The organism is Acinetobacter terrae, from assembly GCF_013004375.1.
Lineage (GTDB): Bacteria > Pseudomonadota > Gammaproteobacteria > Pseudomonadales > Moraxellaceae > Acinetobacter > Acinetobacter terrae.
This window is the reverse complement of the sequence record NZ_JABERI010000014.1, coordinates 70,707-83,035: the sequence shown is the minus strand read 5'-3', so window position 1 is coordinate 83,035 and position 12,329 is coordinate 70,707. Positions and strand designations below refer to the sequence as shown.

Below are 12,329 nucleotides of genomic sequence, written 5' to 3'. Positions count from 1 at the left end.
ATTTCAGGAAACAGACTATGCATGCCGATGTGATGATTGAAGTGCCATTTCATGATGTGGATGCCATGAACGTGGTGTGGCATGGGCATTATCTAAAATATTTTGAAATTGCACGCTGTAAGTTGCTGGATCAATTTCAATATAACTATATCCAGATGCGTGACTCTGGCTATGCATGGCCTGTGATTGAAAGCCACGTGCGCTATGCACATGGCATCTTGTTTGAACAGAAAATTCGGGTGCGTGCCATTTTAAAAGAATGGGAAAACCGCCTGAAAATTGAGTATCAAATTTTTGATGCGGAAACTGGAAAAAGACTCACCAAAGGCTATACCACTCAAGTGGCGGTACACATTGAAAGTCGTGAAATGTGTTTCCAGTCACCGCAAATTTTATTGGAGCGTTTAAACGCTTGGTCTGAGTTTAAGTCGGAGTAAAGCAGATGACATCGATCAATCTACAACGTGCAGTATGGCTGTTTTTAGCGAGTATGCTGTGTATCACATTCATGTTGCCACAGCCTGTACATGCACAAAACCCGCAGCTCAGACAAATTTTTGGACAGCTCTCCGAGACTCCAACTGTACGTGCCAATTTTGAACAGCAAAAAAAACTGGCTTCAATGAATAAAACCTTTGTCTCTAAAGGCACGGTTTCATTTTCAAAATCGCAAGGTGTCATCTGGAAAATTCAAAATCCAGTCAAAGCCGATTTGATTGTGACTCCACGTAAACTGGTGCAAAAAACCCAGCGCACGCATAGTCAGATTGAAATTGATAAATCACCATATGGCTCGGTGGCAACCATGTTCTTGCAGCTGATGTCGGGTAATGAAGCCGCGATTGCCAAAAACTTTAATATCATTTCTGCTAGTTATACGCCAGCGCAATGGAATGTCGCTTTAACCCCGAAAAGCAGTTTATTTAAAAAATTATTTGTTCGGGTTGATGCGCAAGGGCAGCGTTATGTCGATCGCATCGTAATTCGTGAGAAAGCCAATAACAGCACCACCATTCGCTTTAGTCAACAAACCACTCAACCCCAAACTTTAACGGCTGAGGAAAATGCGCTTTTCCAACTGGCAAAATAAATTTACCGTACTGTGGCTGATTGTGCTCAGCGTGCTTGCAATCACGCTGGGTACCGCGTGGCTGAAAAAAGATATTCATCTTCAGACCAATATTTTTGCATTGTTGCCGGAAGCGACCCAAGACCCAAGGCTGGAACGGGCACAGCAATATGTCAGTCAGCAATTGAATGACAAAGTGTTTGTGGTACTGAATGCCAAAGATGATGTGGCCTTAGCCAAAGCCACCACGACCTTTAAACAAAGCGTGGCAGCAACTGATTTGTGGCAGCCCTTAAATGCACAGCTAGACAGTGACAAGTTTGCACAGGTGCTATATCAGCATCGTGCTGGCTTGCTCACTGTTGATGATCAAAAGCTGCTGGAACAACAAGATTATGTCTCCCTGACCGAACAAGGTTTATTGCAAATCATGAGTCCGGGCATGCCGGTGACAGCAGAGCTATTACAACAAGATCCGCTGCTGTTATTTCCGCGTTATGCCATGGGCTTATCCAGTTTACAGAGCAATCCTGATATTGCTTTGGAAGAGGGCTTTGCCACCATTCGAGATGATAAAGGTATTTCACGTTTATTGGTCTTAGAGCTAAAAAACAGTCCTTACAATATTGATTATCAGCAAAAAACTGCCATCTGGATTGAACAGCTCGATTCACAATTACGTCAAATGAAGGTTCAACCCCATTGGACAGGAACGTTGTTATTTGCCCAATTTGGCACGACCTCGGCTGAAAAAGAAATTTCCACCATTGGCCTAGGTTCAACGTTGGGAATTTTCCTTTTAGTGCTGTTTGGTTTCCGCTCGGTTCGTCCAATGCTGACTGAAATGATTGCAGTTGGTACCGGATGTCTGGTGGCATTTGCCATCACCCATTGGGTATTCGGTGAAATTCACCTGATGACTTTGGTGTTTGGGGCTAGCTTGGTCGGGGTCTGTGTCGATTTTTCATTTTACTTTATGGCGATGCAATCGCAGCATCGACATCTCAATGGTTTTGCGGTATTAAAACCGCTGTTGCCGAGCCTGTTTATGGGCTTGATGACCACCTTGGTCGCGTACATATTCTTAAGTTTCACCCCATTTCCAGGCTTTAAACAGATTGCAGTATTCTCCATGGTCGGTCTGGCTGCAGCATGGATCACCAGTGTTTTATTACTGCCAAGATTACCTCCTTTAAATGCCGAACCTGCTATTCGCAGCTTAAGTTTTATTGGCAAAGCACGTACCTTTGTCCAAGCTAAAAATGGTCTGCGTTACGGCTTGATTGTGGTGATTGCTGTGGTCGCAGGCAGCAGCTTAATGTTGCTGCAAAGCAATGATGATATCCGTAATTTACAAAGTATGGATCAGCAGCTCAAGCAGGAAGATCAATACGTACGTGAACGCTTTATGCAGCAACAAAGCAGTGAATACTTTGTTGTGCATGGCAAGACTGCCGCAGAGCTTGAGCGAAACGAACAGCAACTGCTGCAAAAATTGCAAGTATTACAAAATGAAGGGGCTTTAGAGACCGTTCAGGCTTTAGGACAATGGTTGCCATCTGAAGCGCAACAACAGCACAATATTCAATTATTGCAGGCTATTCCAGCCAGTGCCTTACAAGACTATGCCACAGCCTTACAGCTTAACTCGGCAGATGTATTGGCTTGGCAAAAAAAACTCGACGAGCAGCCTTTACTGCATCCAGCTGAAATGGCACAACATCCCTTGGCATTTTTACAAATGAGCCCAACCGAGCGTCTGGTGCTATTACAAAATGTCCATAATGTTGCCGCTTTAGAACAACTGAATAACCAACAGGTGCAACTGTTAAGACCAGTGAATCAGCTGTCTGAACTATTTCAGCAGCATCGTATTCAGGCGCAATGGTTATTACTTTCTGCCCTAATTACCTTAGCCATTGGCTTGGGCATTATTTATGGCATCAAGTCCATTTTGCCGTTGGTATTACCCGTGACTTTAGCCTTAATGACCACCTTTGCGATTCAGGCATGGTTAGGTGTTGAGATTAATTTATTCAGCATTATGGGCACCTTCCTGATTATCGGGATTGGCGTAGACTATGCCATTTTCTACCGGCATGGACATGATCATCCGCAAGTGGTAGGCATGGCGTTATTCCTATGTATGATGTCGACCTTGTTAGGTTTCGGGTTATTATCTTTTAGCCACACCTATGCGATTCATTGCTTTGGCTTGACGGTTTTACTTGGGGTGATTTTTTCATTTATTTACGCAACATTGTTTACATCTTCCGATGCCAAGCATGTTGTGCTTCAACAATATCAGCCAAAAGAGCTGAGAGACTAAGAGGTACAGTGCAATGAGCAGCATGCAACACACAGATGTATTGATTATCGGCGCGGGACCATCGGGCAGTTCGGCAGCAGCATTGCTGCGTCAAAAGGGTTATCAGGTCACGATTATTGAAAAACAATATTTCCCACGCTTTTCGATCGGTGAATCATTGTTGCCCCAATCCATGGTTTTCCTGGAAGAAGCAGGGCTACTGGATACGGTACGTGAGCATGTTGGCGAGTTTGCCTTTCAGTTTAAAAATGGTGCGGCATTCCTAAGAGGCAAGCAGCGCAGTTTTTATGACTTTACCCAGAAATTTACTGACGGTCCGGGCACCACCTGGCAAGTTCGCCGTGCCAATTTTGACCATTTATTAGCACAACAAGCTGAAAAACAGGGTGCAGAAATTCGCTTTGGTCATGAAGTCATTGATGTAGATGTTACTCCAGAACAACCGATTTTGACTGTAAAAGATGAGCAGGAAAATGTTTATCAAATTCAGGCTAAATTTTTACTCGATGCCAGTGGTTTTGGTCGGATCTTACCGAAGTTCTTAGACTTGGAAAGTCCATCTGATTTTCCAGTACGTCGTGCGGTGTTTACCCATATTGAAGATGGTATTTTGGATGATCCCGATTTTGATCGCGAAAAAATCCTGATTACGGTGCACGCTAAAGATCATCGGGCCTGGTATTGGCTGATTCCATTTGCGGATGGTCGGTCATCCTTTGGTGTGGTCGCAGAGCAAGACTTCTTTGAGCAATATGGCTTTGATGGCAGTGCTGATTATGATGTAGAAGCCTTGTTGAAACGTATTTTGGCCGATGACGAAAGCCTGTCACAGGTATTACGCAATGCCACGTTTGACACACCAGTACGTACATTGGTGGGCTATTCTGCCAATGTAAAACATCTGGCTGACCGTAACTATGCCTTGCTGGGCAATGCTGGTGAATTCCTTGATCCGGTATTTTCATCAGGCGTAACGATTGCGCTGAAATCTTCAAGTCTGGCAATTCCTTTGGTGGATCAAGTGCTGCAAGGTCAGACGGTTAACTGGATGGAACAGTATGAAAAACCGTTACGTGAAGGTATTCAAGTGTTCCGTGCCTATGTGGAATCTTGGTATACGGGTGAATTTCAGGATGTGGTGTTCTCGACTCAGCAAGATGAAAAAATTCGCCGTATGGTGTCATCGCTGCTTGCCGGTTATGCCTGGGATACCACGAATCCGATTCATAAAAATGCCAAAAAACGTTTAAGCACTTTGGCGGAATATTGCCGCGATCCACAGCAAACTGAAATTCTAAGCAATGGTGTCTAATATGCAACTGAAATGGACAGGAATGTTACTCGCTACGGTTCTGCTCTGTGGTGGCTGCCAATCGATGCTGCCGAAAGCGCAAGGCTTGGCAACTGCCACTTGGGCTGCACAGAGTTATCAGCGTCAGGATCAGCTTGAGGTGCAGTGGAAAGAGCAGAGTTTTAGTTTTCTACTGTATCAGCAACAAAAAGGTTCAAAGCTAGAGATGCTGGCATTAACCTTGACGGGACAGCAATTATTCAAGCTGAGCTTTGATGGTCATAAAGTCCATGTAGAACAGCGGATTGAGCAAATGAAGCTACTGCCTTTCGAGTTTGTGGTGCGTGATATTTTATATGCAACTTATCCGAATTTTGCCCAGTTACATCAGCAGAATGTTCGGATTGAAAAATCTGCTCAGGTACAGTCGGTTTTTATCAACCAGCAGCATGTATTAAATATCAAACATGAAAATGATGTGATTGAGTTGGATAACCTGCAAGTGTCTTATCAAATGGTCATCAGTACTATCAGTGACAGCTTGGAAAACACAGATGTGGAAAGCACTGAATAAAGGGGGATGATGATGGGTGATCAAATCAGTACACAACATCCTGCAGTCGGGATTCATTTCAGCGTGGGTTTGTCGGCATTAGGAAATACCGCTGAACAGATCAAACAGGCGCTGACTAGCCAGCAAAATACTTTGAGCCTGGTTTCAGGATTTATTCCAGAAAAACAGGTCTGGGTAGGTGCCTATCAGCAGCCTTTAATTGAAAATATTCCAGCATTTTTGCAGGATGTGGATTCGCGTAATTTACGTTTTGCCTTAACTGCTTTAAGTTCCATTGAAACCGCAGTACGTGACTATACGGCGCAATTCGATCGCAAACGTTTGGCGATTATTCTGGGTACTTCGACCTCAGGGATTGCCGACAACGAAAAGCTGTTGAAACAATATTTTGTTAATCAGGCAGATGTAGAGGTTCAGCACTACAAACAGGAGATGGGCAGTCTGGCCAAAGGCTTGCAAATGTATCTGGGCTGGGAAGGTCTTGCATATACCATTTCTACCGCCTGTTCTTCAAGTGCCAAAGCCATGGCGGCAGGACAGCGTTTGATTAATGCCGGTCTAGCCGATGCTGTTCTGGTGGGTGGTGTGGATACTTTATGTCAGCTGACCTTGAATGGATTTAATAGTCTGGAAAGCCTGTCCAATGGTCTTTGTCAGCCCTGTGGTGCACAGCGTGACGGGATTAATATTGGTGAAGCAGCAGGCTTGTTTTTATTGTCCAAAGAGACTGCACCTGTCATGTTGATGGCAGCGGGTGAATCGATGGATGCCTGGCATATTTCCGCACCGCATCCGGAAGGAAAAGGCGCTGCCGAAGCCATGCAAAAAGCTCTAGATATGGCAGGCGTAACAGCCAGTGATATTGGCTACTTGAATATGCACGGTACGGCAACACCGCAAAATGATGCCATGGAAATTAAAGCCGTTCAGACGGTATTCCAGCAATATGATGTTCCAATCAGCAGTACCAAACATAAAACAGGGCATTGTCTGGGCGCAGCAGGTGCGATTGAAACGGTGATTTGTCAGCAGGTTTTGGCTGATCAGTCATGGTTGCCCCTGCATCACTCCAGTAACATTGACCCGAAACTGGATGAGCAGAATTATGTATTGGATGCACAGTTGCAACAGCCAATTCATTATGTGATGAGTAATTCTTTCGCTTTTGGCGGCAGCAATATTAGTTTGATTTTTGGAACAAAACTGAAATGATGGATGCTGTGCAGTTTATCCCGCATGAAAAGCCAATGGTTTTTGTGGATTACTTAATTGAAGCCAATGAAAATTTTGCCATAGCGGAATTGGTAATTCGACCTGAGTTAATGTTTTGTGAAGCTGAAGGTTTACCGACTTGGACCAGTATTGAATTGATGGCGCAGACCATCAGTGCCTATGCAGGACATAAAGGTCAAATGCTCGGCTTGCCGCCAAAAATTGGTTTTTTATTGGGTACACGTAAAATGCAGTTGCCATTGCCTTATTTTGCTTTGGGTGAAACCGTGCGTATTAAAGCGGAACAAGGCTATTTGCATGAGGGCTTGGGGCAGTTTAACTGCGAAATCGAGTATCAAGAACATCTTTTTAGTGCCATGTTGAGTGTGTTTGAACCGCCAGAAATTGAAGAAAATATTGGGAAGTCAGAGTGAGTAGAAGAATTTTAGTAACCGGCTCAAGCCGTGGCATTGGTAAAGCCATTGCCTTGCAATTGGCGCAATCAGGTTTTGATGTCACTGTACATGCACGATCTAGACAACAAGAAGCACAGAAAGTCGTACAAGAAATTCAGGCTTTGGGGCAATCCAGCCATGCCATTTTATTTGATGTGAATGACCGCGAAAAAGTCATGCAATTGCTAGAACAGGATATTGCAGAACATGGTGCATTTTATGGAGTCGTACTGAATGCCGGTTTAACCCGGGATGCAGCCTTTCCGGCTTTAACCGACAGTGACTGGGATGAAGTCATCTCTACATCTCTGGATGGTTTTTACAACGTATTAAAGCCCTTAGTTATGCCGATGATTCGCCTGAAAAAAGGCGGACGTATTGTGACGATGTCTTCTGTTTCAGGCTTGATGGGCAATCGTGGTCAGGTGAATTACAGTGCGGCTAAAGCCGGTTTAATTGGCGCGACCAAAGCTTTGGCACTGGAACTGGCGAAACGAAAAATTACCGTGAACTGTGTGGCGCCGGGTTTGATTGAAACCGAAATGGTCACTGAAGAAGTCAAAGAACATGCCTTGAAGATGATTCCATTACAACGCATGGGACAGGTCGATGAAGTGGCAAAAGTGGTGAAATTTTTATGCAGTGATGATGCAAGTTATATCACGCGTCAAGTGATTTCAGTCAATGGAGGTTTGATTTGATGAAACGTGTTGTGGTCACAGGCATGGCGGGAATCACTTCTTTAGGTGAAACGGCAGATCAGATTTTCACTCAGTTTGAACAGGGTAAAAGCGGCATTCGCTACATGCCAGAATGGGAAGTGTTTAGCGATTTACGCAGTAAATTAGCCGGTCCGGTCGAATCCTATACCATTCCCAAACATTTTAACCGCAAAGCGACACGTGGTATGGGCCGGGTTGCCTTGATGTCAACGGTTTGTGCGGAAAAAGCCCTTGAAGATGCAGCTCTGTTAAATGATCCGATCTTAAACAGTGGTCAAACCGGTGTGGCATTTGGTTCATCTGCGGGCAGTGTCGATGCGATTGGCGAGTTTAGTAGCATGTTGCTTGATAACAACATGAACAAACTCAATGCGACGACTTATATCCGCATGATGTCGCATACCAGTGCGGTTAACATGACGGTGTATTTTGGCTTAAAAGGCTTAACTTTGCCGACATCCAGTGCCTGTACTTCGGGTTCAATGGCAATTGGTCAGGCTTATGAAGCGATTAAATACGGCAAGCAGACGGTGATGCTGGCAGGTGGTGCCGAGGAACTGAGTGCCGCAGGTTCGGCAGTGTTTGATGTATTGCTGGCAACCAGCGGTCAAAATAAACATCCAGAAAAAACACCGCGTCCATTCGATGCTAAACGTGATGGCTTGGTGGTGGGTGAAGGTGCAGGCTGTTTAATTTTAGAAGAATATGAACATGCCAAAGCACGTGGCGCCAAAATTTATGCAGAAGTCATTGGTTATGGCAGTAATACCGACGGTCAGCATGTGACACGTCCAGATGCTGAAATGATGGGACGTTGTATGGAATGGGCATTGTCTGATGCACAACTCCAGGCCGACCAAATTGATTATGTGAATGCGCATGGCACATCGACCGATCAAGGCGATATTGCAGAAACTCAGGCAACCGCAAGAATTTTGGGCAAGAAACCGATCAGCTCGCTGAAAAGTTATTTCGGGCATACTTTAGGTGCGTGTGGCGCGATAGAAGCGTGGCTAAGTATTGAAATGATGCAACGTAGCCAGTTTGTTCCCACTTTAAATTTAGAAGAAATAGATACGGCATGTGGCGATTTAGATTATATCGTGAATGACTCTAGAAAGATCAATGCCGACATCATCATGAGCAATAATTTTGCTTTTGGAGGAATTAATACCTCCCTTATTTTTAAACGGGTTTAACAACAACAAGAGGGTAAAAATTATGTTAATGAAAAAATTAACACTTACAGCAGCATTGTGTTTTGGTGGGGCAGTTTCAGCTCAGGCTGCAGATACTGCACACAATCTGGATTTTAAAAGTGCAGTTGAACGTGCCGTTGCAGATGGTACTTTGGATGGTTCTGTGAAATTTTATCTGGCAGGAACCAAGTCGGGCGGTAAAGTGGTGCAAAAAGATGCAGTGACCAATAAAAAAACCAATGGTTTTGCCAAATCTGCAGAAACAGCCTGTGATCACGTATTACGTTCCGCATTGATTCAGTTGCAAAAGACTGCTAAAGCGCAAGGGGCCAACTCTGTTACCAATATTGTCAGCTACTTCAAAGCGAATGAAAGCAAGAGTTCAACGACCTACCAGTGCTTTAAAGGGATGGCAGTTGCAAGCGTTGCTTTAAAAGCGGATCTGGTTAAGTTCTAAGTTTAGGCAATTCCATTGAGCTTTTGAGCAAACCCAAATGAATTAATTTTCGACCGCATTTTTGCTGCAACATAAAAAAGCCCATCCGAAGATGGGCTTTTTTATCTCAAGTTAAAGCTGATCTGGCTTTAAAGAGAAATTATTTAGGAATTTCTTCTTCTTCAAATTCAGGCTTAACCTGCACAATGAAGTCTTGACGATTCAGACCACGCCATAGGGCAAAGGCAGTACCAATATAAATTGAAGAATAAGTACCGACAAATACACCAATAAACATGGCTACAGAGAACCAGTGTAAACCCTCACCACCAAGGAACATCATTGCAAGTACTACAAGCAATAAGGTCATTGAGGTATGAATGGTACGGCGTAGGGTTTCTGTCAAAGAAATATCGATAATTTCACGCGGGCTTGCGCCACGGATCTTACGGAAATTTTCACGAATACGATCCGATACCACGATGTTATCGTTTAACGAGAACCCTAAAAGTGCCAGAATTGCAGCCAATACGGTTAAGTCAAAAGGCCATTGCATCAGGGCAAAAATACCCACTGTTACAAGCACGTCATGGAATAATGAAAGCACTGCACCTACAGCCAGCTTGAATTCAAAACGAATCGTGACGTATACCAGCATTAACAGTAATGCTAGCGCGACAGCACCTGCAGATCGAATATACAGCTCATTCCCGACTTGACCACCGACAGCGTCCACTTTGTGGACTTCAGCAGCATTATTCGGCAATTGGGCAGCTTTGCTAATTGCGTTACTTAGATCTTCCACTTCAAGATCTTGAGGGGGCATACGCACCAAAAGGTCTTTATTGCTACCGAGGGTTTGCACCACAGCGTCTTTAAAACCGGCTTGATTTAACGCTTTAATCACTTCACTCTGGTTGGCAGGTTGTGCATAGTTTAATTCTGCAGAAACACCACCAGTAAAGTCCAAACCTAGGTTTAGACCTTTGGTCACAATAAAGAAGATGCTTGCAATGGTCAGGATGATGGAGAAAATTGCCGCTGGTTTGGCAATTTTCATAAACGGAATTATTCGTTCATCATCTGGGCGACCGTATTTTTTTGAATTCGGTTGAGTCATATCAGTCATCATAGATCTCCTTAAATGCTCAACTTCTTCAAGTTACGTTTTTTGCCATAAATGAGCTGTACGATTGCACGGGTCACTGTAATTGCAGTAAACATCGAGCAAATAATACCGATCATCAAGGTTACGGCGAAGCCTTTGATAGGACCTGTACCGATGGCAAAAAGAATAAACGCAACCAGGAACGTGGTTAAGTTCGAGTCAAAAATGGTGTTATAGGCTCGATCATAACCCGCGACAATCGCTTGTTTGGGCGAGGCTCCCCATTTCATCTCTTCCCTTATTCGCTCACAGATCAGTACGTTGGCATCGACTGCCATACCAATGGTAATTACGATACCGGCAATACCCGGAAGGGTCAGTGAAGCACCAATCCAAGACATGACAGTCAGGATCATCGCCAAATTGGCAAGCAGGGCAAAGTTAGCAATCACACCGAATAGACGGAAGAATACCACCATCCAGATTGCAACCAGGATGAAACCGATTTGAGTCGATAACACACCTTTGTCGATGTTTTCTTGACCCAGGCTTGGACCAACCACACGTTCTTCAACAAAGTACATTGGCGCAGCCAAAGCACCTGCACGAAGCATCAGCGCAAGTTCAGCTGCTTCTTGTGGAGAATCCAGACCGGTAATACGGAACTGAGAACCTAACACAGCTTGAATGGTTGCCGCATTAATCACGACAGATTCTGCATAAGGCGTACGCACTTCAGTTTGTGCACCAGTTACAGGATCGGGTACATAGCTGATTTTTTGCTTGTTCTCGATGAACAATACCGCCATGCGTTTACCAACCGCAGTACGTGTTGCATCTGACATCAGTTTGCCGCCAGCACTGTCTAAAGTAATATTTACTTCAGCGCCACCGCTATCTTGGCTAAAGCCACTTGAAGCGTTTTGTACACGTTCACCGGTAAGAATACGGTTACGGTTCAATAATAATTCGCGGCCACTATCCAGTGATTCATAAGCAAAAATTTCTGTACCTGGAGGTAATGCTTTTCCAGTCGATTTACCGGTATACGGATCGATATATTGGTCATTCAAATCAGAAACCAGGCGGAATTCCAGGTTCGCTGTACGACCCAAGACACGTTTTGCTTCAGCAGTATCCTGAACACCCGGAAGTTCAACCACAATGCGATTGCTACCTTGGGTTTGAACCAATGCTTCCGCTACACCCAACTCGTTAATACGGTTACGTAAAGTGGTTAAGTTTTGGTTTACCGCATAAGACTGAATTTCTTGCTTACGGACATCGGTATAGTTTAGACGTAAAGTTGAACCTGACTCTGATGCAATCGCTTGTTGAGTGAATTCATTGCCATTACGACGCAAGAAGTCCATAACCGCATCACGATCACTGTTATTGGCAAACTGCACCGTAATGGTGTTGTTATTCAACGCAAGACTATTGAATTTCAGCTTGTTGTCACGAAGTTGACGACGCAAATCAGTCGCAGATGTTTCCATACGCTGACTGATGGCTTTATCCATATCCACTTCAAGCAAGAAGTGCACACCACCACGTAAATCCAGACCCAATTTCATTGGTTTTGCACCAATTTTTTGTAGCCATTCAGGAGTGGTTGGCGCAAGGTTCAATGCAACAACATAATTATCGCCAAGTCCACGACGTAATACTTCTTTGGCTTTTAACTGTGCTTCAGAAGTATCGAGACGCAAAAGGGCAGCATTATTGCTAAAGCTGTTGTCATGGCTTGGAATTTTTTCACTTTCTAATAATTGCTCTGCTTTTTGTACGATGCTTTGATCAATTTGGGTACCGGCTTTGGCACCCGAAATTTGAACAGCAGGTTCATCGGGATACAAACTAGGCAGGGCATATAATGTGCTAATCATCAAAACCACGATGATCAGCAGATATTTCCATGCTGGGTAACGCAT

At 44.2% G+C, this 12,329-nt stretch carries 12 protein-coding genes; 10 read left to right on the top strand and 2 right to left on the bottom strand.

Features of this window, described 5'->3' with window-relative positions; translation table 11 throughout:
- Window positions 1-17 precede the first annotated feature (17 nt).
- Genes HLH14_RS07505 through HLH14_RS07460 form a run of 10 tightly spaced genes read left to right on the top strand, consistent with a single transcriptional unit; the run spans window position 18 to window position 9,308 of the window.
- On the top strand, window positions 18-437 hold the full coding sequence (locus tag HLH14_RS07505; RefSeq protein ID WP_086194046.1) for an acyl-CoA thioesterase: 420 nt from the start codon (window positions 18-20) through the stop codon (window positions 435-437).
- Window positions 438-490: 53 nt separating this feature from the next.
- Window positions 491-1,090 carry a LolA family protein gene (locus tag HLH14_RS07500; RefSeq protein ID WP_235940475.1) on the top strand — a complete coding sequence of 200 codons (600 nt, stop codon included), beginning with the start codon at window positions 491-493 and terminating at the stop codon, window positions 1,088-1,090.
- The gene (locus HLH14_RS07495; protein ID WP_171532845.1) at window positions 1,065-3,398 is read left to right on the top strand and encodes an MMPL family transporter; all 2,334 of its coding nucleotides are present in this window, start codon (window positions 1,065-1,067) and stop codon (window positions 3,396-3,398) included. The genes HLH14_RS07500 and HLH14_RS07495 overlap by 26 nt, the downstream gene beginning before the upstream one ends.
- Before the next feature lie 13 nt (window positions 3,399-3,411).
- Complete coding sequence (locus HLH14_RS07490) at window positions 3,412-4,710, top strand: NAD(P)/FAD-dependent oxidoreductase (protein ID WP_171532844.1); 1,299 nt, start codon at window positions 3,412-3,414, stop codon at window positions 4,708-4,710.
- Window position 4,711: 1 nt separating this feature from the next.
- A complete protein-coding gene (locus HLH14_RS07485) occupies window positions 4,712-5,263 on the top strand; it encodes a DUF3261 domain-containing protein (RefSeq protein WP_171532843.1) in 552 nt (183 codons plus the stop codon).
- A 12-nt stretch (window positions 5,264-5,275) separates the two neighbouring features.
- On the top strand, window positions 5,276-6,475 hold the full coding sequence (locus HLH14_RS07480) for a beta-ketoacyl-[acyl-carrier-protein] synthase family protein (RefSeq protein WP_171532842.1): 1,200 nt from the start codon (window positions 5,276-5,278) through the stop codon (window positions 6,473-6,475).
- Window positions 6,472-6,909, top strand: a complete 438-nt coding sequence (locus HLH14_RS07475) for an ApeP family dehydratase (RefSeq protein WP_171532841.1) — start codon at window positions 6,472-6,474, stop codon at window positions 6,907-6,909. The genes HLH14_RS07480 and HLH14_RS07475 overlap by 4 nt, the downstream gene beginning before the upstream one ends.
- Window positions 6,906-7,631: a 3-ketoacyl-ACP reductase FabG2 gene (locus HLH14_RS07470; RefSeq protein WP_171532840.1), complete on the top strand. Its 726-nt coding sequence runs from the start codon at window positions 6,906-6,908 to the stop codon at window positions 7,629-7,631. Before HLH14_RS07475 ends, HLH14_RS07470 begins: the two co-directional genes overlap by 4 nt.
- A complete protein-coding gene (locus tag HLH14_RS07465) occupies window positions 7,631-8,851 on the top strand; it encodes a beta-ketoacyl-ACP synthase (RefSeq protein ID WP_171532839.1) in 1,221 nt (406 codons plus the stop codon). The genes HLH14_RS07470 and HLH14_RS07465 overlap by 1 nt, the downstream gene beginning before the upstream one ends.
- Window positions 8,852-8,873: 22 nt before the next feature.
- Entirely contained in the window at window positions 8,874-9,308 is a 435-nt protein-coding gene (locus tag HLH14_RS07460; protein WP_171532838.1) for an excinuclease, read from the top strand.
- A gap of 139 nt (window positions 9,309-9,447) precedes the next feature.
- Here the strand turns inward: HLH14_RS07460 and secF are convergent, their stop codons facing one another.
- Window positions 9,448-10,419 (bottom strand): protein translocase subunit SecF, encoded by a 972-nt coding sequence (gene secF, locus HLH14_RS07455; RefSeq protein ID WP_171532837.1) that lies wholly within the window; start codon window positions 10,417-10,419, stop codon window positions 9,448-9,450.
- 8 nt (window positions 10,420-10,427) lie between these two features.
- Window positions 10,428-12,329 (bottom strand): protein translocase subunit SecD, encoded by a 1,902-nt coding sequence (gene secD, locus HLH14_RS07450; RefSeq protein ID WP_131271183.1) that lies wholly within the window; start codon window positions 12,327-12,329, stop codon window positions 10,428-10,430.

What these genes read in the sequence shown, in the direction of transcription:
- HLH14_RS07505 (WP_086194046.1), top strand. Translation starts at nt 18, where the DNA reads ATGCATGCCGATGTGATGATTGAAGTGCCATTTCATGATGTGGATGCC.
- HLH14_RS07500 (WP_235940475.1), top strand. Translation starts at nt 491, where the DNA reads ATGCTGTGTATCACATTCATGTTGCCACAGCCTGTACATGCACAAAAC.
- HLH14_RS07495 (WP_171532845.1), top strand. Translation starts at nt 1,065, where the DNA reads ATGCGCTTTTCCAACTGGCAAAATAAATTTACCGTACTGTGGCTGATT.
- HLH14_RS07490 (WP_171532844.1), top strand. Translation starts at nt 3,412, where the DNA reads ATGAGCAGCATGCAACACACAGATGTATTGATTATCGGCGCGGGACCA.
- HLH14_RS07485 (WP_171532843.1), top strand. Translation starts at nt 4,712, where the DNA reads ATGCAACTGAAATGGACAGGAATGTTACTCGCTACGGTTCTGCTCTGT.
- HLH14_RS07480 (WP_171532842.1), top strand. Translation starts at nt 5,276, where the DNA reads ATGGGTGATCAAATCAGTACACAACATCCTGCAGTCGGGATTCATTTC.
- HLH14_RS07475 (WP_171532841.1), top strand. Translation starts at nt 6,472, where the DNA reads ATGATGGATGCTGTGCAGTTTATCCCGCATGAAAAGCCAATGGTTTTT.
- HLH14_RS07465 (WP_171532839.1), top strand. Translation starts at nt 7,631, where the DNA reads ATGAAACGTGTTGTGGTCACAGGCATGGCGGGAATCACTTCTTTAGGT.
- HLH14_RS07460 (WP_171532838.1), top strand. Translation starts at nt 8,874, where the DNA reads ATGTTAATGAAAAAATTAACACTTACAGCAGCATTGTGTTTTGGTGGG.
- secF (WP_171532837.1), bottom strand. Translation starts at nt 10,419, where the DNA reads ATGATGACTGATATGACTCAACCGAATTCAAAAAAATACGGTCGCCCA.
- secD (WP_131271183.1), bottom strand. Translation starts at nt 12,329, where the DNA reads ATGCGTTACCCAGCATGGAAATATCTGCTGATCATCGTGGTTTTGATG.